General features: G+C 56.9%; 1 protein-coding gene. It reads left to right on the plus strand.

Annotation, left to right across the window (positions count from 1 at the left end; genetic code table 11):
- Complete coding sequence (locus tag HC231_RS05855; RefSeq protein WP_208230129.1) at positions 1–25,140, plus strand: Ig-like domain-containing protein; 25,140 nt, start codon at positions 1–3, stop codon at positions 25,138–25,140.
- Positions 25,141–25,206: the final 66 nt, after the last annotated feature.

Consider the following 25,206-nt stretch of genomic DNA (forward strand, 5'->3'; position numbering starts at 1 on the left):
TTGAATAGCGTAATCGGTATCATCAAATTCGTTATCGGTCAGGTTTTTGTCGTCGCTTTGGATGGCAGTCAACGGTTATTAGTCGCAGGTGAACGTATTTACAGCGGAGAGGAAGTCGTTACGGGTAATAATGGCGCTGTATCGATAACGTTACCTGACGGACGCACACTGGATTTAGGTCGCGACAGCAGTTGGAGCGGCGCGGCTGATGTGAGCAATAAGGACGCTACCTCGGCGAGCAATAATAATGACGTCGAAGCCTTGCAATCCGCTATTGCCCAAGGGGAAGACCCGACGCAAATATTGGAGCCAACGGCCGCCGGGAATAGCGATATTGGCGAAGCCGGGGACGGCGGCGGCAGCCATACGCCGGTGGTGTTGGAATTGACCGGACAAATTGTTGATCCGACAACCGGTTATGATACCGCAGGGTTAACTTCCGGAACGGCCTCATCCTTTGAGGAAAGCAATGCCGGGGCTATGGCGTTAGCTACCTCAGCTTCGGAAACAACAGATAATACGATATCGCCTTCTGTATCCATCACCATCAATGGTGATGGCACGGTTATTTTTTCGTTTACCAAGCCTCCGGCGGGTTTCGATGGAAATGATATTAGCGTTGCTAATGGGACTCTGCGCGATCTGACCCAGGATGCAAACGATCCTACGCATTGGTCGGCGGTACTTACGCCTCGCTCCGATTTTGAGGGGGACGTAGTCATCAGTGTTCCTGATGGCAGCTATACCGATGAGAATGGAACGCCGGGCACTGGCGCTAGTAGTTCGGTAACGGTTGATACATTGGCGCCGGATGCGACGATCTCCATTGATACCATTACCGAAGATAATGTGGTCAATGCCGACGAATCTAACCAGACTATCAGCGTGACCGGTCAGGTGGGCGCGGACGTCCACGCGGGCGATATAGTCGCCGTCACTGTCGGCGGGCAGTCTTATCAGACCACCGTCAATGCCGATGGCAACACCTGGAGCGTCGATGTACCGGGCAGCGTACTGGCGGGCAATACGGCAATTAGCGCCAGCGTCACCACGTCCGATGCGGCGGGAAATTCGACCACCGCGCATGCGAGCCGGACCTACGGCGTTGATACGGTGGCACCGGAAGCCAGCATCACCATCGATCCAGTGACTACGGATAACGTCATCAATCAGGCAGAGTCGACCCAGCCGCAGACCATTACCGGCCGTGTCGGCAATGACGTGCAGGTGGGCGATACGGTCACTGTAACGGTCGGCGGCCACAGCTATCAAACGACGGTCACGGCGGCCGACGGCGGCAGCATGTGGAGCGTGAATGTGCCGGGCAGTGTGCTGGCGGGTAATCGCTCGGTGAATGCCTCGGTGACAACTGCCGATGCGGCAGGCAACACGGCTACCGCAAATACCAGCCACGGTTACGAAGTGGATGTCACCGCACCAGAAGCGGCGATCACTATCGATACCATCACTGCGGATAACGTGATTAATGCCGCTGAGTCGCAGCAAGATGTGGCTGTGACCGGTAAGGTGGGCGCCAATGTACAGGCTGGCGATGCGGTTACCGTGACGGTGGGCAGCGAAACTTACCAAACCACGGTCAATGCCGATGGCAGCACCTGGAGCGTGAATATGCCGGGTAGCGTGCTGGCGGGCAATACGTCGGTCAATGCCACGGTCACCACTGCCGATGCGGCGGGGAATACGACCACTGCCGAGTCCAGCCGTGGCTATACGGTTGATACCGTGGCACCGGAGGCTACGATCACTATTGATACCATCACCGCCGATAACGTGATTAATGCCGCTGAGTCCAACCAAAATATCAGCGTGACTGGTAAAGTGGGCTCGGACGTCCAGGCTGGCGACACGGTCACCGTAACGGTAGGTAGTGAAACTTACCAAACTACCGTGAATGCCGATGGCAGCACCTGGAGCGTCAATGTGCCGGGTAGCGTGCTAGCGGGCAATACGTCGGTCAATGCCAGCGTCACTACCGCGGATGCAGCAGGGAATACAACCACCGCGGATGCCAATCGTCCGTATGGTGTGGATACCGTGGCGCCGGAAGCGGCGATCTCCATCGATACCATCACCGCCGATAACGTGATCAACGCTGCCGAATCCAATCAAAACATCAGCGTCACCGGTAAAGTGGGCTCGGACGTCCAGGCTGGCGACACAGTCACCGTAACGGTAGGTAGTGAAACTTACCAAACTACCGTGAATGCCGACGGCAGCACCTGGAGTGTCAATGTGCCGGGTAGCGTGCTGGCGGGCAATACCGCAGTCAATGCTACGGTGACGACTGCGGATGCGGCAGGAAATACGACCACCGCCGAGTCCAGCCGCGGTTATACGGTTGATACCGTGGCACCGGAAGCGGCGATCTCCATCGATACCATTACTGCGGATAACGTGATTAATGCCGCTGAGTCTAATCAGTCTATCCCAGTAACCGGCCAAGTCGGAGCCAATGTGCAGGCTGGCGATACGGTGACGGTTACCGTGGGTAGTGAGACTTACCAGACTACCGTGAATGCCGATGGCAGCACCTGGAGCGTGAATGTGCCGGGCAGCGTGCTGGCGGGGAATGGCTCGGTGAATGCTACGGTCACCACCGCGGATGCCGCAGGGAATACGACCACTGCCGATGCCAATCGTCCGTATGGTGTGGATACGGTAGCGCCGGAAGCAGCAATTAGCATTGATACCATTACCGCCGATAATGTGATCAATGCCGCTGAGTCGCAGCAGAATGTGACTGTGACCGGCCAGGTCGGTGCTAATGTTCAGGTTGGCGATACGGTCACGGTGACTGTCGGCAGCGAAACTTACCAGACTACCGTGAATGCCGACGGCAGCACCTGGAGTGTCAATGTGCCGGGTAGCGTGCTGGCGGGCAATACCGCAGTCAATGCTACGGTGACGACTGCGGATGCGGCAGGCAATACAACCACCGCCGAAGCGAACCGTCCGTATGGTGTCGATACCGTGGCGCCGGATGCGACGATCTCCATCGATACCATTACTGCGGATAACGTGGTGAATGCGGCCGAGTCCAACCAAAATATCAGCGTCACCGGTAAAGTGGGCTCGGACGTCCAGGCTGGCGATACGGTTACCGTAACGGTAGGCAGTGAAACTTACCAAACTACGGTCAATGCCGACGGCAGCACCTGGAGCGTCAACGTGCCGGGCAGTGTGCTGGCGGGCAATACGTCGGTCAATGCCACGGTGACGACTGCTGATGCGGCAGGTAACACGGCTACCGCAAATACCAGTCACGGTTATGACGTGGATGTCACCGCGCCGGAAGCGGCGATCTCTATCGACACGATTACTGCCGATAATGTGATTAATGCCGCTGAGTCCAACCAAAACATCAGCGTCACCGGTCAGGTGGGTGCTAACGTCCAGGCTGGCGATACGGTTACGGTCACCGTGGGTGGTGAGACTTACCAAACCACGGTCAATGCCGACGGCAGCACCTGGAGCGTGAATGTGCCGGGCAGCGTGCTAGCGGGCAATACGTCGGTCAATGCCAGCGTCACTACCGCGGATGCGGCAGGCAATACGACCACTGCCGAGTCTAGTCGTGGTTATACGGTGGATACCGTGGCGCCGGAAGCCGCGATCTCTATCGATACCATTACCGCCGATAATGTGATTAATGCCGCTGAGTCCAACCAAAACATCAGCGTGACTGGTAAAGTGGGCTCGGACGTTCAGGCTGGCGATATGGTCACGGTGACGGTGGGCAGTGAGACTTACCAGACTACCGTCAATGCTGATGGCACGACCTGGAGCGTGAATGTGCCGGGCAGTGTGCTGGCGGGTAATACGTCGGTCAATGCCACGGTCACCACGTCTGATGCAGCGGGTAATACAACGACTGCCGAATCCAGCCGTGGCTATACGGTGGATACCGTAGCGCCGGAAGCCAGCATTACTATCGATCCGGTGACCGCGGATAACACCATCAATTTAAATGAGTCCAACCAGCCGCAGACTATCTCTGGCCGTGTCGGTAACGACGTTCAGGCCGGTGATGCCGTTACTGTGACCGTCGGTGGTGAAACTTACCAGACGACCGTGAATGCTGATGGCACTACCTGGAGCGTCAATGTGCCGGGTAGTGTGCTGGCGGGCAATACGTCGGTCAATGCTACGGTGACGACTGCCGATGCGGCGGGTAATACAACGACTGCCGAGTCCAGCCGTGGCTATACGGTGGATACGGTAGCGCCGGAAGCGGTGATCTCCATTGATACGATTACTGCGGATAATGTGATCAATGCGGCTGAGTCCAACCAAAACATCAGCATCACCGGTAAAGTGGGCTCGGACGTCCAGGCGGGTGATACGGTGACGGTCACCGTAGGCGGTGAAACTTACCAGACCACGGTGAATGCAGACGGCAGCACCTGGAGCGTCAATGTGCCGGGTAGCGTGCTAGCGGGCAATAGCTCGGTGAATGCTGTGGTGACGACTGCGGATGCGGCAGGCAACACGGCTACCGCAAATGCCAGCCACGGTTATGAAGTGGATGTTACCGCACCAGAAGCGGCAATTAGTATTGATACCATTACCGCCGATAACGTAATTAATGCCGCAGAGTCCAACCAAAATATCAGCGTGACTGGTAAAGTGGGCTTGGACGTTCAGGCTGGCGACACGGTCACGGTGACGGTGGGCAGTGAGTCTTACCAGACTACCGTCAATGCCGACGGCAGCACCTGGAGCGTGAATGTGCCGGGCAGCGTGCTGGCTGGCAATAGTACTGTGAATGCTACAGTCACCACCGCGGATGCAGCGGGGAATACCGCTACTGCAAATGCCAGCCACGGTTATGAAGTGGATGTCACCGCACCAGAAGCGGCAATCAGCATTGATACCATTACCGCCGATAATGTGATTAATGCCGCTGAGTCCAACCAAAACATCAGTGTCACCGGTAAAGTGGGTTCGGACGTCCAGACTGGCGATACGGTTACGGTCACCGTGGGTGGTGAGACTTACCAGACGACCGTGAATGCTGATGGCAGTACCTGGAGCGTGAATGTGCCGGGCAGTGTGTTGGCGGACAATAATGCGGTCAATGCCACGGTCACCACCGCGGATGCAGCAGGGAATACAACCACCGCCGAGTCCAGCCGCGGCTATACGGTTGATACGGTAGCGCCGGAAGCCGCGATCACTATCGATACCATTACTGCCGATAATGTGGTGAATGCGGCCGAGTCCAACCAAAACATTAGCGTCACCGGTAAAGTGGGCTCGGACGTCCAGGCTGGCGATGCGGTTACCGTGACTGTCGGTAGCGAAACTTACCAAACCACGGTGAATGCTGATGGCACTACCTGGAGCGTGAATGTGCCGGGTAGTGTGCTGGCGGGCAATAATGCGGTCAATGCCACGGTCACCACGTCTGATGCGGCGGGGAATACAACCACCGCCGAAGCGAGCCGTCCGTATGGTGTGGATACGGTAGCGCCGGAAGCGGCGATCTCTATCGACACGATTACTGCGGATAATGTGATTAATGCCGCTGAGTCCAACCAAAACATCAGCGTCACCGGTAAAGTGGGCTCGGACGTGGCTGGCGACACGGTCGTAACGGTGGGCAGCGAAACTTACCAGACCACGGTGAATGCTGATGGCACTACCTGGAGCGTGAATGTGCCGGGTAGTGTGCTGGCGGGCAATAATGCGGTGAATGCTACGGTGACGACTGCGGATGCGGCGGGGAATACAACCACCGCCGAAGCGAGCCGTCCGTATGGTGTCGATACCGTGGCGCCGGAAGCCGCGATCTCCATTGATACGATTACTGCGGATAACGTAATCAATGCGGCCGAGTCCAACCAAAATATCAGCGTCACCGGTAAAGTGGGCTCGGACGTTCAGGCTGGCGATACGGTTACGGTGACTGTGGGTGGTGAGTCTTATCAGACGACCGTCAATGCTGATGGCAGCACCTGGAGTGTGAATGTGCCGGGTAGCGTGTTGGCGGGCAATAATGCGGTGAATGCTACGGTCACCACGTCTGATGCGGCGGGGAATACGACCACCGCCGAATCCAGCCGTGGTTATACGGTGGATACGGTAGCGCCGGAAGCCGCGATCACTATCGACACGATTACTGCGGATAACGTGATCAATGCCGCTGAGTCCAACCAAAACATCAGTGTCACCGGTAAAGTGGGCTCGGACGTCCAGGCTGGCGACACGGTCACCGTAACGGTAGGTAGTGAAACTTACCAAACTACCGTGAATGCCGATGGCAGCACCTGGAGCGTGAATGTGCCGGGTAGCGTGCTGGCGGGCAATACGTCGGTCAATGCCACGGTCACCACCGCGGATGCCGCAGGGAATACAACCACTGCGGATGCCAATCGTCCGTATGGTGTGGATACCGTAGCACCAGAAGCGGCGATCTCCATTGATACCATTACTGCGGATAATGTGATCAATGCCGCTGAGTCCAACCAAAATATCAGCGTCACCGGTAAAGTGGGCTCGGACGTCCAGGTTGGCGATACGGTCACGGTGACGGTGGGCAGTGAGTCTTACCAGACTACCGTGAATGCTGATGGCTCGACCTGGAGCGTCAACGTGCCGGGCAGTGTGTTGGCGGACAATAATGCGGTCAATGCCACGGTCACCACCGCGGATGCAGCAGGGAATACAACCACCGCCGAGTCCAGCCGCGGCTATACGGTTGATACGGTAGCGCCGGAAGCCGCGATCACTATCGATACCATTACTGCCGATAATGTGGTGAATGCGGCCGAGTCCAACCAAAACATTAGCGTCACCGGTAAAGTGGGCTCGGACGTCCAGGCTGGCGATGCGGTTACCGTGACTGTCGGTAGCGAAACTTACCAAACCACGGTCAATGCCGATGGCAGCACTTGGAGCGTGAATGTGCCGGGCAGTGTGTTGGCGGGCAATAATGCGGTCAATGCCACGGTCACCACGTCTGATGCGGCGGGGAATACAACCACCGCCGAAGCGAGCCGTCCGTATGGTGTGGATACGGTAGCGCCGGAAGCGGCGATCTCTATCGACACGATTACTGCGGATAATGTGATTAATGCCGCTGAGTCCAACCAAAACATCAGCGTCACCGGTAAAGTGGGCTCGGACGTTCAGGCTGGCGACACGGTCACCGTAACGGTGGGCAGCGAAACTTACCAGACCACGGTGAATGCTGATGGCACTACCTGGAGCGTGAATGTGCCGGGTAGTGTGCTGGCGGGCAATAATGCGGTGAATGCTACGGTGACGACTGCGGATGCGGCGGGGAATACAACCACCGCCGAAGCGAGCCGTCCGTATGGTGTCGATACCGTGGCGCCGGAAGCCGCGATCTCCATTGATACGATTACTGCGGATAACGTAATCAATGCGGCCGAGTCCAACCAAAATATCAGCGTCACCGGTAAAGTGGGCTCGGACGTTCAGGCTGGCGATACGGTTACGGTGACTGTGGGTGGTGAGTCTTATCAGACGACCGTCAATGCTGATGGCAGCACCTGGAGTGTGAATGTGCCGGGTAGCGTGTTGGCGGGCAATAATGCGGTGAATGCTACGGTCACCACGTCTGATGCGGCGGGGAATACGACCACCGCCGAATCCAGCCGTGGTTATACGGTGGATACGGTAGCGCCGGAAGCCGCGATCACTATCGACACGATTACTGCGGATAACGTGATCAATGCCGCTGAGTCCAACCAAAACATCAGTGTCACCGGTAAAGTGGGCTCGGACGTCCAGGCTGGCGACACGGTCACCGTAACGGTAGGTAGTGAAACTTACCAAACTACCGTGAATGCCGATGGCAGCACCTGGAGCGTGAATGTGCCGGGTAGCGTGCTGGCGGGCAATACGTCGGTCAATGCCACGGTCACCACCGCGGATGCCGCAGGGAATACAACCACTGCGGATGCCAATCGTCCGTATGGTGTGGATACCGTAGCACCAGAAGCGGCGATCTCCATTGATACCATTACTGCGGATAATGTGATCAATGCCGCTGAGTCCAACCAAAATATCAGCGTCACCGGTAAAGTGGGCTCGGACGTCCAGGTTGGCGATACGGTCACGGTGACGGTGGGCAGTGAGTCTTACCAGACTACCGTGAATGCTGATGGCTCGACCTGGAGCGTCAACGTGCCGGGCAGCGTGCTGGCGGGGAATAGCTCGGTCAATGCTACGGTCACTACCGCGGATGCAGCAGGGAATACGACCACTGCCGAGTCCAGCCGTGGTTATACGGTGGATACGGTAGCGCCGGAAGCCGCGATCACTATCGATACCATTACTGCCGATAATGTGATCAATGCTGCCGAATCCAATCAAAACATCAGCGTCACCGGTAAAGTGGGCTCGGATGTCCAGGTTGGCGATGCGGTTACGGTCACCGTCGGTGGTGAAACTTACCAGACGACCGTGAATGCCGATGGCAGTACCTGGAGCGTCAATGTGCCGGGCAGCGTGCTGGCGGGGAATAGCTCGGTCAATGCTACGGTCACTACCGCGGATGCAGCAGGGAATACGACCACTGCCGAGTCCAGTCGTGGTTATACAGTTGATACGGTAGCGCCGGAAGCCGCGATCACTATCGATACCATTACTGCCGATAATGTGATCAATGCTGCCGAATCCAATCAAAACATCAGCGTCACCGGTAAAGTGGGTTCGGACGTCCAGGCTGGTGATACGGTTACCGTGTCGGTGGGCAACGAGACTTACCAGACCACGGTCAATGCCGATGGCAGCACCTGGAGTGTCAATGTTCCGGGCAGTGTGTTGGCGGGCAATAATGCGGTCAATGCCACGGTCACCACTGCGGATGCGGCAGGGAATACAACCACCGCCGAAGCGAATCGTCCGTATGGTGTGGATACGGTAGCGCCGGAAGCGGCGATCTCCATCGATACCATTACTGCGGATAACGTGATTAATGCCGCTGAGTCTAATCAGTCCATCCCAGTTACCGGTCAGGTTGGTGCTAGCGTGCAGGCCGGTGATACGGTTACGGTCACCGTGGGTAGTGAGTCTTATCAAACTACCGTGAATGCCGACGGCAGCATCTGGAGCGTGAATGTGCCGGGCAGCGTGCTGGCGGGCAATACGTCGGTCAATGCTACGGTGACGACTGCTGATGCGGCAGGCAATACGGCTACCGCAAATACCAGCCACGGTTATGAAGTGGATGTTACCGCACCAGAAGCAGCAATCAGCATTGATACCATCACTGCGGATAATGTGGTGAATGCCGCAGAGTCGCAGCAGGATGTGGCTGTGACTGGCCAGGTGGGAGCCAACGTGCAGGCCGGTGATACGGTCACGGTGACGGTAGGTAACGAGACTTATCAAACCACGGTCAATGCTGATGGCAGCACCTGGAGAGTGAATGTGCCGGGTAGCGTGCTGGCGGGCAATACGTCGGTCAATGCTACGGTCACCACGTCTGATGCCGCAGGCAATACAACCACCGCCGATGCCAATCGCCCGTATGGTGTCGATACCGTGGCGCCAGAAGCCGCGATCTCCATCGATACCATTACCGCCGATAATGTGATTAATGCCGCTGAGTCCAACCAAAATATCAGCGTGACTGGTAAAGTGGGCTCGGACGTTCAGGCGGGTGATACGGTTACGGTGACTGTCGGCAGTGAAACTTACCAAACTACGGTCAATGCCGATGGAGCAACCTGGAGCGTCAACGTGCCGGGCAGCGTATTGGCGGGTAATACCTCAGTCAATGCCAGCGTCACCACTGCGGATGCGGCGGGTAACACCGCTACTGCAAATACCAGTCACGGTTATGAAGTGGATGTCATCTCACCAGAAGCGGCAATTAGTATTGATACCATTACCGCCGATAACGTGATTAATGCTGCTGAGTCTAATCAGACGATCCCGGTTAGCGGTCAGGTGGGCGCTAACGTCCAGGCTGGTGATACGGTTACCGTGACGGTAGGCAATGAGACTTATCAAACTACCGTGAATGCCGACGGCAGCACCTGGAGCGTCAATGTGCCGGGTAGCGTGCTGGCGGGCAATACGTCGGTCAATGCTACGGTCACCACGTCTGATGCGGCGGGGAATACGACCACCGCCGAATCCAGCCGTGGTTATACGGTGGATACGGTAGCGCCAGAAGCCGCGATCTCCATCGACACGATTACTGCGGATAACGTAATCAATGCCGCTGAGTCCAATCAAAACATCAGCGTCACCGGTAAAGTGGGCTCGAACGTCCAGGTTGGCGATACGGTGACGGTCACGATAGGCAATGAGACTTACCAGACTACCGTGAATGCCGATGGCAGCACCTGGAGCGTCAATGTGCCGGGCAGCGTATTGGCGGGCAACAGTTCGGTGAACGCTACGGTGACAACTGCTGATGCGGCGGGAAATACGACCACGGCTGAAGCGAGCCGTCCGTATGGTGTTGATACCGTGGCGCCGGAAGCAGCAATTAGCATTGATACCATCACCGCCGATAACGTGATCAATGCCGCTGAGTCGCAGCAGGATGTGGCTGTGACTGGCCAGGTGGGTGCTAACGTCCAGACTGGCGATACGGTTACGGTCACCGTGGGTGGTGAGACTTACCAGACTACGGTCAATGCTGACGGCAGTACCTGGAGCGTCAATGTGCCGGGCAGCGTATTGGCGGGTAATACCGCAGTCAATGCTACGGTCACCACCGCCGATGCGGCGGGCAATACGACCACGGCGGATGCCAATCGTCCGTATGGTGTGGATACCGTGGCGCCGGAAGCCAGCATTACTATCGATCCGGTGACCGCGGATAACACAATCAATTTAAATGAGTCCAACCAGCCGCAGACTATCTCTGGCCGTGTCGGTAACGACGTTCAGGCCGGTGATGCCGTTACTGTGACCGTCGGTGGTGAAACTTACCAGACGACCGTGAATGCCGATGGCAGCACTTGGAGCGTGAATGTGCCGGGTAGCGTGCTGGCGGGCAATACGTCGGTCAATGCTACGGTCACCACGTCTGATGCCGCAGGCAATACAACCACCGCCGATGCCAATCGTCCGTATGATGTCGATACGGTAGCACCGGAAGCGGCGATCTCCATCGATACGATTACTGCGGATAACGTAATCAATGCCGCTGAATCCAACCAAAACATCAGTGTCACCGGTAAAGTGGGCTCGGACGTCCAGGTTGGCGATACGGTGACGGTCACGGTGGGCAGCGAAACCTACCAGACCACGGTCAATGCCGACGGCAGCACCTGGAGCGTCAACGTGCCGGGCAGCGTGCTGGCGGGCAATAACGCGGTCAATGCCAGCGTCACTACCGTGGATGCAGCAGGGAATACAACCACTGCGGATGCCAATCGTCCGTATGGTGTGGATACCGTAGCGCCGGAAGCAGCGATCTCCATCGACACGATTACTGCGGATAATGTGATTAATGCCGCTGAGTCGCAGCAGGATGTGACTGTGACCGGCCAGGTCGGCGCCAATGTACAGGCGGGCGATACGGTTACCGTGACGGTAGGCAATGAGACTTATCAAACTACCGTGAATGCCGACGGCAGCACCTGGAGCGTCAATGTGCCGGGTAGCGTGCTGGCGGGCAATACGTCGGTCAATGCTACGGTGACAACTGCGGATGCGGCAGGCAATACAACCACCGCCGAAGCGAACCGTCCGTATGGTGTCGATACCGTGGCACCGGAAGCCAGCATTACTATCGATCCGGTGACCGCGGATAACACTATCAATTTAAATGAGTCCAACCAGCCGCAGACTATCTCTGGCCGTGTCGGTAACGACGTCCAGGCTGGCGATACAGTTACCGTAACGGTAGGTAACGAGACTTATCAAACTACCGTGAATGCTGATGGCAGCACCTGGAGCGTGAATGTGCCGGGCAGCGTGCTGGCGGGCAATACGTCGGTCAATGCTACGGTGACGACTGCTGATGCGGCAGGCAATACGACCACTGCCGATGCCAATCGTCCGTATGGTGTGGATACCGTGGCGCCGGAAGCGGCGATCTCCATCGATACCATCACCGCCGATAATGTGGTGAATGCCGCTGAGTCTAATCAGTCCATCCCAGTTACCGGTCAGGTCGGTGCTAACGTCCAGGCTGGCGATACGGTCACGGTGACGGTAGGCAGCGAAACTTACCAGACTACCGTGAATGCCGATGGCAGCACCTGGAGTGTGAATGTGCCGGGCAGCGTATTGGCGGGCAACAGTTCGGTGAACGCTACGGTGACAACTGCCGATGCGGCGGGTAATACCTCTACTGCCGATGCCAATCGTCCGTATGGTGTGGATATGGTGGCGCCGGAGGCCACGATCACTATCGATACCATCACCGCCGATAATGTGATTAATGCCGCTGAGTCGCAGCAAGATGTGGCTGTTACCGGTAAGGTGGGAGCCGACGTGCAAGCTGGTGATGCCGTTACCGTAACGGTGGGCAGCGAAACCTACCAGACCACCGTGAATGCTGATGGCAGCACCTGGAGCGTCAACGTGCCGGGTAGCGTGCTGGCGAGTAATAGCTCGGTGAATGCCACGGTCACCACGTCTGATGCGGCAGGCAATACAGCCACCGCCGAGTCCAGCCGTGGTTATACGGTTGATACGGTAGCGCCGGAAACCAGCATTACTATCGATCCGGTAACCGCTGATAACACTATCAATTTAAATGAGTCCAACCAGCCGCAGACTATCTCTGGCCGTGTTGGTAACGACGTGCAGGCTGGCGATACGGTCACGGTGACGGTAGGCAATGAGTCTTATCAAACTACGGTGAATGCCGACGGCAGCACCTGGAGCGTGAGTGTTCCGGGCAGCGTGTTGGCGGGTAATAGCTCGGTGAATGCCTCGGTGACAACAGCCGATGCAGCAGGCAATACGACCACCGCCGAAGCGAACCGTCCGTATGGTGTGGATACCGTAGCGCCGGAAGCGGCGATCTCCATCGATACCATCACCGCCGATAACGTGATTAATGCTGTTGAGTCTAATCAGCCCATCCCAGTAACCGGCCAAGTCGGAGCCAACGTGCAGGCCGGTGATGTCGTCACGGTCACCGTGGGCGCTGAGTCTTATCAAACTACCGTGAATGCTGATGGCACTACCTGGAGTGTCAACGTGCCGGGCAGCGTGCTGGCGGGCAATAGCTCGGTGAATGCCACGGTCACCACTGCGGATGCGGCAGGCAATACAACCACGGCCGAAGCGAATCGCCCGTATGGTGTCGATACGGTAGCACCGGAAGCGGCGATCTCCATCGATACGATTACTGCCGATAATGTGATCAATGCGGCCGAGTCCAACCAAAATATCAGCGTCACCGGTAAAGTGGGCTCGGATGTTCAGGCTGGCGATACGGTTACGGTAACGGTAGGCAGCGAAACTTACCAGACTACCGTGAATGCTGATGGCAGCACCTGGAGCGTCAATGTGCCGGGTAGCGTGCTGGCGGGTAATAGCTCGGTGAATGCTACGGTCACCACTGCGGATGCGGCGGGAAATACGACCACGGCCGAAGCGAACCGTCCGTATGGTGTGGATACGGTAGCGCCGGAAGCCAGCATTACTATCGATCCGGTGACCGCGGATAACACCATCAATTTAAATGAGTCCAACCAGCCGCAGACTATCTCTGGCCGTGTTGGTAACGACGTTCAGGCCGGCGATACGGTAACGGTCACCGTGGGTGGTGAGACTTACCAGACCACCGTGAATGCTGACGGCAACACCTGGAGCGTCAATGCGCCGGGCAGCGTGCTGGCGGGCAATACGTCGGTCAATGCTACGGTGACGACTGCTGATGTGGCAGGCAATACGACCACTGCGGATGCAAACCGTTCGTATGGTGTGGATACCGTAGTGCCGGAAGCCGCGATCACTATCGATACCATTACTGCCGATAATGTGATCAATGCTGCCGAATCCAATCAAAACATCAGCGTCACCGGTAAAGTGGGCTCGGACGTCCAGGCGGGTGATCCGGTCACGGTGACTGTCGGCAGCGAAACTTACCAAACTACCGTGAATGCTGACGGCACTACCTGGAGCGTCAATGTGCCGGGTAGCGTATTGGCGGGCAACAGCTCGGTGAATGCCACGGTGACGACTGCCGATGCGGCAGGGAATACCGCTACCGCAAATACCAGCCACGGTTATGACGTGGATGTCACCGCGCCGGAAGCGGCGATCTCTATCGACACGATTACTGCCGATAATGTGATTAATGCCGCTGAGTCCAACCAAAACATCAGCGTCACCGGTAAAGTGGGCTCGGACGTCCGGGCTGGCGACACGGTCACGGTAACGGTGGGCAGCGAAACCTACCAGACCACGGTGAATGCCGATGGTACGACCTGGAGCGTGAATGTGCCGGGCAGTGTGCTGGCGGGCAATACGTCGGTCAATGCCAGCGTCACCACCTCTGATGCGGCAGGTAACACGACCACAGCAGATGCCAATCGTCCGTATGGTGTGGATACCGTAGCGCCAGAAGCCACGATCTCCATCGATACGATTACTGCGGATAATGTGATTAATGCGGCCGAGTCCAACCAAAACATCAGCGTCACCGGCAAAGTGGGCTCGGACGTTCAGGCTGGCGATGCGGTTACCGTGATGGTGGGCAGTGAGTCTTACCAGACTACCGTGAATACTGATGGCACGACCTGGAGCGTCAACGTGCCGGGCAGCGAGCTGGCGGGCAATACGTCGGTCAATGCTACGGTCACCACCGCGGATGCAGCAGGGAATACAACCACCGCCGAGTCCAGCCGTGGTTATACGGTGGATACGGTAGCGCCGGAAGCCGCGATCACTATCGATACCATCACTGCCGATAATGTGATTAATGCCGCTGAGTCCAACCAAAACATCAGCGTCACCGGTAAAGTGGGCTCGGACGTCCAGGCTGGCGATACGGTTATCGTAACGGTGGGCAGCGAAACTTACCAAACTACCGTGAATGCTGATGGCAGCACCTGGAGCGTCAATGTGCCGGGCAGTGTGCTGGCGGGCAATAGTTCGGTCAATGCCACGGTCACCACGTCTGATGCAGCAGGGAATACGACCACAGCCGAGTCCAGTCGTGGTTATACAGTTGATACGGTAGCGCCGGAAGCCGCGATCACTATCGATACCATTACTGCCGATAATGTGATCAATGCTGCCGAATCCAATCAAAACATCAGCGTCACCGGTAAAGTGGGCTCGGACGTCCAGGCTGGCGATGCGGTTACCGTGACGGTGGGCAATGAGACTTATCAGACCACGGTCAATGCAGACGGCAGCACCTGGAGTGTGAATGTGCCGGGTAGCGTGCTGGCGGGCAATACGTCGGTCAACGCCACGGTCACCACTGCCGATGCGGCGGGGAATACGACCACTGCCGAGTCCAGCCGCGGCTATACGGTTGATACCGTGGCACCGGAAGCCGCGATCTCCATCGATACCATCACTGCCGATAATGTGATTAATGCCGCTGAGTCCAACCAAAACATCAGCGTCACCGGTCAGGTGGGTGCTAACGTCCAGGCTGGCGATACGGTCACGGTGACTGTCGGCAGCGAAACTTACCAAACCACAGTTAATGCTGACGGCAGCACCTGGAGCGTGAATGTGCCGGGTAGCGTGCTGGCGGGCAATACGTCGGTGAATGCTACGGTCACTACCGCGGATGCGGCGGGGAATACGACCACAGCCGAGTCCAGCCGAGGCTATACGGTGGATACGGTAGCGCCGGAAGTGGCAATCTCCATCGATACCATTACTACGGATAACGTGGTGAATGCGGCCGAGTCCAACCAAAATATCAGCGTCACCGGCAAAGTGGGCTCGGACGTCCAGGCTGGTGATACGGTTACGGTCACCGTGGGTGGTGAGACTTACCAGACCACAGTCAATGCCGACGGCAGCACCTGGAGTGTGAATGTGCCGGGCAGCGTGTTGGCGGGCAATAGCACTGTGAATGCTACGGTCACCACCGCGGATGCGGCGGGGAATACCGCTACCGCAAATGCCAGCCACGGTTATGAAGTGGATGTTACCGCACCAGAAGCGGCAATTAGTATTGATACCATCACTGCGGATAATGTGGTGAATGCCGCTGAGTCGCAGCAGGATGTGGCTGTGACTGGCCAGGTGGGAGCCGACGTGCAGGCCGGTGATACGGTTACGGTGACGGTAGGTAACGAGACTTATCAAACCACGGTCAATGCCGATGGCAGCACCTGGAGCGTTAATATGCCGGGTAGCGTGCTGGCGGGCAATACGTCGGTCAATGCCACGGTCACCACTGCCGATGCGGCGGGGAATACGACCACTGCCGAGTCCAGCCGCGGCTATACGGTTGATACCGTGGCACCGGAAGCCGCGATCTCCATCGATACCATCACTGCCGATAATGTGATTAATGCCGCTGAGTCCAACCAAAACATCAGCGTCACCGGTCAGGTGGGTGCTAACGTCCAGGCTGGCGATACGGTCACGGTGACTGTCGGCAGCGAAACTTACCAAACCACAGTTAATGCTGACGGCAGCACCTGGAGCGTGAATGTGCCGGGTAGCGTGCTGGCGGGCAATACGTCGGTGAATGCTACGGTGACGACTGCGGATGCGGCGGGGAATACAACCACTGCCGAATCCAGCCGAGGCTATACGGTTGATACGGTAGCGCCGGAAGCCGCGATCTCTATCGATACCATTACCGCCGATAACGTGATTAATGCGGCCGAATCCAACCAAAACATCAGTGTCACCGGTAAGGTGGGTGCCAACGTGCAGGCTGGCGATACGGTCACGGTGACGGTAGGCAATGAGTCTTATCAAACTACGGTCAATGCCGATGGCAGCACCTGGAGCGTCAACGTGCCGGGCAGCGTGCTGGCGGGCAATACGTCGGTCAATGCTACGGTCACCACTGCGGATGCGGCGGGGAATACGACCACGGCGGATGCAAACCGTCCGTATGGTGTCGATACCGTGGCGCCAGAAGCCGCGATCTCTATCGATACCATTACCGCCGATAACGTGATTAATGCCGCTGAATCGCAGCAGGATGTGACTGTGACCGGTAAGGTGGGCGCCAATGTACAGGCTGGCGATGCGGTTACCGTGACGGTGGGCAGCGAAACTTACCAAACTACGGTCAATGCTGATGGCACTACCTGGAGTGTCAACGTGCCGGGCAGCGTGCTGGCGGGCAATACGTCGGTCAATGCTACGGTCACCACCGCGGATGCAGCAGGGAATACAACCACCGCCGAGTCCAGCCGTGGTTATACGGTGGATACGGTAGCGCCGGAAGCCAGCATTACTATCGATCCGGTGACCGCGGATAACACAATCAATTTAAATGAGTCCAACCAGCCACAGACTATTTCTGGCCGTGTCGGTAACGACGTCCAGGCGGGTGATACGGTTACCGTAACGGTGGGCAGTGAAACCTACCAGACTACCGTGAATGCGGATGGCAGCACCTGGAGCGTCAACGTGCCGGGCAGCGTGCTGGCGGGCAATACGTCGGTCAATGCTACGGTCACCACTGCGGATGCGGCAGGGAATACAACCACTGCCGATGCCAATCGTCCGTATGGTGTGGATACGGTGGCGCCGGAAGCGGCGATCTCTATCGACACGATTACTGCCGATAACGTAATTAATGCCGCTGAGTCGAAGCAAGATGTGGCTGTGACCGGTAAGGTGGGCTCAGACGTCCAGGCGGGTGATACGGTTACCGTAACGGTAGGTAGTGAAACTTACCAAACTACCGTGAATGCCGACGGTAGCACCTGGAGCGTTAATGTGCCGGGCAGTGTGCTGGCGGGTAATAGCTCGGTGAATGCCACGGTGACGACTGCGGATGCGGCAGGTAACACGGCTACCGCAAATACCAGCCACGGTTATGAAGTGGATGTCACTGCACCAGAAGCGGCGATTAGTATTGATACCATCACTGCGGATAATGTGGTGAATGCCGCTGAGTCCAACCAAAATATCAGCGTCACCGGTAAAGTGGGTTCGGACGTCCAGGCTGGCGATACGGTTACCGTGACGGTAGGCAATGAGACTTACCAGACGACCGTGAATGCTGATGGCAGCACCTGGAGCGTCAATGTGCCGGGTAGCGTGCTGGCGGGCAATAACTCAGTCAATGCTACGGTGACGACTGCGGATGCGGCGGGGAATGTCGCTACCGCAAATACCAGTCACGGTTATGAAGTGGATGTCACCGCACCAGAAGCGGCGATCTCTATCGACACGATTACTGCCGATAATGTGATTAATGCGGCCGAGTCCAATCAAAACATCAGCGTCACCGGTAAAGTGGGTTCGGACGTCCAGGCTGGCGATACGGTTACCGTAACGGTGGGCAGTGAGACTTACCAAACCACGGTCAATGCTGATGGCACGACCTGGAGCGTCAATGTGCCGGGCAGCGTATTGGCGGGGAATACCGCAGTCAATGCTACGGTCACCACCGCCGATGCGGCGGGCAATACGACCACGGCGGATGCCAATCGTCCGTATGGTGTGGATACCGTGGCGCCGGAAGCCAGCATTACTATCGATCCGGTGACCGCGGATAACACTATCAATTTAAATGAGTCCAACCAGCCGCAGACTATCTCTGGCCGTGTCGGTAACGACGTTCAGGCCGGTGATGCCGTTACTGTGACCGTCGGTGGTGAAACTTACCAGACGACCGTGAATGCTGATGGCAACACCTGGAGCGTTAACGTACCGGGCAGCGTATTGGCGGGTAATACCGCAGTCAATGCTACGGTCACCACTGCCGATGCGGCGGGGAATACGACCACAGCCGAAGCGAGCCGTCCGTATGATGTCGATACGGTAGCGCCGGAAGCGGCGATCTCCATCGATACCATCACCACCGATAACGTGATCAACGCTGCCGAATCCAATCAAAATATCAGCGTCACCGGTAAAGTGGGTTTGGACGTCCAGGCTGGTGATACGGTGACGGTCACCGTGGGCGGTGAAACTTACCAGACCACCGTGAATGCCGACGGCAGCACCTGGAGTGTGAATGTGCCGGGCAGCGTATTGGCGGGGAATAGCTCGGTGAATGCTACGGTCACCACCGCGGATGCCGCAGGGAATACAACCACTGCCGAGTCCAGTCGTGGTTATACAGTTGATACGGTAGCGCCGGAAGCCGCGATCTCTATCGATACCATTACCGCCGATAACGTGATTAATGCCGCTGAGTCCAACCAAAATATCAGCGTGACTGGTAAAGTGGGCTCGGACGTTCAGGCTGGCGACACGGTCACCGTAACGGTGGGCAGTGAAACTTACCAGACCACGGTGAATGCTGATGGCACGACCTGGAGCGTGAATGTGCCGGGCAGCGTGCTGGCGGGCAATACGTCGGTCAATGCCAGCGTCACTACCGCAGATGCAGCAGGGAATACAACCACTGCCGAGTCCAGTCGTGGTTATACAGTTGATACGGTAGCGCCGGAAGCGGCGATCTCTATCGATACCATTACTGCCGATAATGTGATTAATGCCGCTGAGTCAAACCAAAATATCAGCGTCACCGGTAAAGTGGGTTCGGACGTCCAGGCCGGCGATACGGTAACGGTCACCGTGGGTGGTGAGACTTATCAAACCACGGTCAATGCCGACGGCAACACTTGGAGTGTGAATGTGCCGGGTAGTGTGCTGGCGGGCAATACGTCGGTCAATGCCACGGTCACCACTGCGGATGCGGCAGGGAATACAACCACCGCCGAAGCGAATCGTCCGTATGGTGTAGATACGGTAGCGCCGGAAGCCGCGATCACTATCGATACCATTACCGCCGATAATGTGATTAATGCCGCTGAGTCCAACCAAAACATCAGCGTCACCGGTAAAGTGGGCTCGGATGTTCAGGCTGGCGATGCGGTTACCGTGATGGTGGGCAGTGAGTCTTACCAGACTACCGTGAATACTGATGGCACGACCTGGAGCGTGAATGTGCCGGGCAGCGTGCTGGCGGGCAATAATGCGGTGAATGCTACGGTCACCACCGCCGATGCAGCAGGGAATACGACCACTGCCGAGTCCAGTCGTGGTTATACGGTTGATACGGTAGCGCCGGAAGCCGCGATCACTATCGATACCATCACTGCCGATAATGTGATTAATGCGGCCGAGTCCAACCAAAATATCAGCGTCACCGGTAAAGTGGGCTCGGACGTTCAGGCGGGTGATACGGTCACGGTCACCGTGGGTGGTGAGTCTTATCAAACTACCGTGAATGCAGACGGCAGCACCTGGAGCGTCAACGTGCCGGGTAGCGTGCTGGCGGGCAATACGTCGGTCAATGCCAGCGTCACTACCGCGGATGCAGCAGGGAATACAACCACTGCCGAGTCCAGTCGTGGTTATACAGTTGATACGGTAGCGCCGGAAGCCGCGATCACTATCGACACGATTACTGCGGATAACGTGATCAATGCCGCTGAGTCCAACCAAAATATCAGCGTCACCGGTAAAGTGGGCTCGGACGTCCAGGCTGGCGACACGGTCACCGTAACGGTAGGTAGTGAAACTTACCAAACTACCGTGAATGCCGATGGCAGCACCTGGAGCGTGAATGTGCCGGGCAGCGTGCTGGCGGGCAATACGTCGGTCAATGCCACGGTCACCACCGCGGATGCCGCAGGGAATACAACCACTGCGGATGCCAATCGTCCGTATGGTGTGGATACCGTAGCACCAGAAGCGGCGATCTCCATTGATACCATCACCGCCGATAATGTGGTGAATGCCGCTGAGTCCAACCAAAATATCAGCGTCACCGGTAAAGTGGGTTCGGACGTCCAGGCTGGCGATACAGTTACCGTAACGGTAGGTAACGAGACTTATCAAACTACCGTGAATGCTGATGGCAGCACCTGGAGCGTTAATGTGCCGGGTAGCGTGCTGGCGGGCAATACGTCGGTCAATGCTACGGTCACCACCGCGGATGCCGCAGGGAATACAACCACAGCGGATGCCAATCGTCCGTATGGTGTGGATACGGTAGCGCCGGAAGCAGCAATTAGCATTGATACCATCACTGCGGATAATGTGATTAATGCCGCTGAGTCGCAGCAAGAAGTGACTGTGACCGGTAAAGTGGGCTCGGACGTCCAAGCTGGCGATACGGTCACCGTGACGGTGGGCAGCGAGACCTACCAGACCACGGTCAATGCCGATGGCAGCACCTGGAGCGCTAATGTGCCGGGCAGCGTGCTGGCGGGCAATAGCTCGGTGAATGCTGTGGTGACGACTGCGGATGCGGCAGGCAACACGACCACTGCCGAGTCCAGTCGTGGTTATACGGTGGATACGGTAGCGCCGGAAGCCGCGATCACTATCGATACCATTACTGCCGATAACGTAATCAATGCGGCCGAGTCCAACCAAAACATCAGCGTCACCGGTAAAGTGGGTTCGGACGTCCAGGTTGGCGATACAGTGACGGTCACGGTAGGCAATGAGACTTACCAGACTACCGTCAATGCCGACGGCAGCACCTGGAGCGTGAATGTGCCGGGCAGCGTGCTGGCGGGCAATAGCTCGGTGAATGCCACGGTCACCACCGCCGATGCGGCAGGCAATACGACCACCGCCGAAGCGAGCCGTCCGTATGGTGTCGATACCATGGCGCCAGAAGCCGCGATCTCCATCGACACGATTACTGCGGATAACGTAATCAATGCGGCCGAGTCCAACCAAAACATCAGCGTCACCGGTAAAGTGGGCTCGGATGTTCAGGCGGGCGATACGGTTACCGTGACGGTAGGCAATGAGACTTATCAAACTACCGTGAATGCCGACGGCAACACCTGGAGTGTCAATGTGCCGGGCAGCGTGCTGGCGGGCAATAACGCGGTCAATGCTACGGTCACCACTGCCGATGCAGCAGGAAATACGACCACCGCTGAAGCGAGCCGTCCGTATGGTGTTGATACCGTGGCGCCGGAAGTCGATATCACCCACTTTGCGGGTGATGATGGTTATATCAGTCAGTCTGAACTGACCAATACGGTTATCAGCGGCACCAGCAGTGAGAATAGCGTCGATTTAGTATTTACCGATGTGAATGGCAAGTCTGTCACGTTGAACAATGTGCCGGTCGTTGATGGTAATTGGCAGGCGCAAACCGATCTCAGTTCGCTGGCCGAAGGAAAAATTACTGTCGATGCCACGGCAACCGATGCTGCGGGTAATCAGTCGCAGGATAGCAGTAACGCGGTGATGGATATTACGCCGCCGGTTACTCATGACGATACCGTAACCGGAACGGAAGATACGCCGCTGCATATTGGCTGGAGCGATCTCGGCGTCTCCGCCGATACTGCCAGTATTGTGATTTCGACTCTGCCGTCGGCCAGTGAAGGGACGCTGTATTTTAATGATGGAGGTAACTGGAAGGCCGTAACGGTCGGGCAGGAATTTACGGCGCAGAATCTCGATTTGAGATTTGAGCCGGTAGGGAATGCCGCAGGCTCGCCGCTTAGCGAATTCTCATATCAGCCCGTTGATACGGCGGGAAATACCGGCGGCAATGCTTCGTTGAATATTGATATTACCCCGGTTGCGGATACCCCTAATGTAACCCTGAGCACCACCAGCGGTGAAACCACGTTGATACCGGAGACGATAAAGGTCAACGGCGGCAGCGAGAATGGCGGATTTGATGTTCAGGACGGCAAGATCGTTAAGATCGGCGATGGCGTCCGCGTCTGGCTATCGGATGGGGATCCGGTTCCCGAGGTGGTCGGCAGCGGTACGGTTGCCTATTATACTCAAGGGAATACCACCGGCAGCGGTAACTACACCGATGTCTACGTGGTGCATGACGGTTCCGGCTATACCCAGGACGGCACTCTGCGCAATCTGAATGCCGTCACCGGCAACAACGGCTCGGAAGCCAGCGGCACGTCGCCGGACTATATCTTTATTCAGGACGGCGATTCATCCAAGTACAGCGTCAGTACGTCGACCAACAACAATGCCTCGAGCCGTGTGAATACGTTCGACGGCGTGAACGTTTATGGCAGTAGCCAGTTAATCAGCAGCGGCAACCAGTTGGAAGGCGTGATCTACGGCGACGGTACGTCGGTTCTGGCGGATAGCAAGGGCACCACGATCGAAGTGATCCCAGCTCAGAGCGGCTATCAGCAGCACACGATCAGCGTCTCTGCTTCATTAACGGATACTGACGGCAGCGAGACGCTGTCTGGCATTACTTTGTCCGGTCTGCCGGAAGGTACGCAGATTGTCTCCGGCGATACGGTGCTTTATACCGTGGGCAGCGACGGGACTTACCTGATCCCGAATACCAATAATGCGCAGTCGTTCACTTCTGAAATCAGCGTGTTGGTGCCGGTATCGGCCGGTAAGTTCGACGTAATTGCGCAGGCGACGTCAACCGAGCTAGCGAATCACGATTCGTCCACCGGTTACTCTTCGCATGAGGTCGAACAGTACGGCGCCACCGTGGGCACCACCGGCGACGATACGCTGACCGGCACGCACAGTAACGATCTAATGGTGGGCGATGTCTCCGGTTTGCAGATCATGGAAGGGCAAAATTACAATATTGCATTCCTGGTGGACTCCTCCGGCAGTTTGTCGACGGACAGCATCAATAAGACGGTGGCTTCGCTGACCAACGTGTTCAATCACCTGGTCAAGAGCGCCTCCACTGCTCATGCGGGATCGGTTAACGTCTTCCTGGCGGATTTCGATACCAATGTCGGTCAGAGCGTGTCTGTAAACCTGTCGGACGCGAATGCGCTATCCAAGCTGATAGACGTTCTGAATTCTCTGGCTTCCGGCGGCGGCACGAACTATGAGGACGTATTTAAAACGGCGGCCAACTGGTTCCAGAGCGAGACCGTAACGCAGAACGGCGGCTCTAATCTGACGTACTTCATCACCGACGGCGAGCCGACCTACTATCAGGCCGGCGAGACGGATACGGTGATGGTCAGCAGAACGAGTTTGTTGAACATCGACTCGTTTGATTACCAGCCGGGGCACTCCTACTACATGAACATTTCGGGGGTTAACCGTGAGGTCATCAGCAGCAGCGGTGATGTTTACTACTACTCCAATCGTGGTACTAAAATGGTGATTGGTCAGGTTCATGCCGAAGGCGACGGAACCTATGAGATCTCTCATCTGGCGGGAACGGGCTATAACTCCAACTCGGCGACAACGTCCAACTCCGCTGAGGGCTACGCTTTGCTGCATCAGGTGTCGAACGTGGAAGCGATCGGCGTCGGTGACTCGCTGAATGCATCGAGCCTGAAAAACTATGACAGCGACGGCGTAGTGATGGATCATATCGATCCTAGCCAACTTTCCGAGGCGATCTTGGGAACGAATCAGCCGCTGGACGGCGGGAATGATACGCTGCTGGGCGGCAGCGGCGACGACATCCTGTTCGGCGATGCGATATCGTTTGACGGCATTGACGGTAACGGGCTGCAGGCGTTGCAGCAGTATGTCGGCAACCAGCTGCATTTGAGCGCGAACACCACCGCTTCCGTGGAGCAGGTGCATAACTATATCACCGAGCATAGCGCTGAGTTCGACCTGTCTTCCTCCAACGGCGGCAATGACATTCTCAATGGCGGTACGGGCAACGATATCCTCTTCGGGCAAGGCGGTAACGATACCCTGAAAGGCGGAGCCGGCAACGATCTGCTGTATGGCGGCAGCGGGGACGATCTGCTGATCGGCGGGGCAGGCAACGACGTCTTGACCGGAGGAAGCGGGGCCGACACCTTTAAGTGGCAGGCCGGCGATGTCGGGCATGATGTGATCAAAGACTTCAATGCCAGCGAAGGCGACAGAATCGATTTAAGCGATCTTGTCGGCGAACTGGAAGAAGGCACCGATATCAGTCACTATATCCGCATTACGGAAAGCAACGGTTCGCCGACGATTGAAGTCAGTACGGAAGGCAATTTCACCGGCGATAAAGGCGGTACGGTGGCGGTATCCATTACGCTTGAGCACTACAGCGGCGCTCTACCGTCTCTTGAGAGTTTAATCAGCAAACCCGAAAACACCCATAGCTGACGGGTGATGACTTAGAAAGGAACCTATGGCAACGAGGTTCCTTTCTTTTATCAAGCATGTTTAATA

The sequence above is a fragment of the Brenneria izadpanahii genome (assembly GCF_017569925.1).
GTDB classification, from domain to species: Bacteria; Pseudomonadota; Gammaproteobacteria; order Enterobacterales; family Enterobacteriaceae; genus Brenneria; species Brenneria izadpanahii.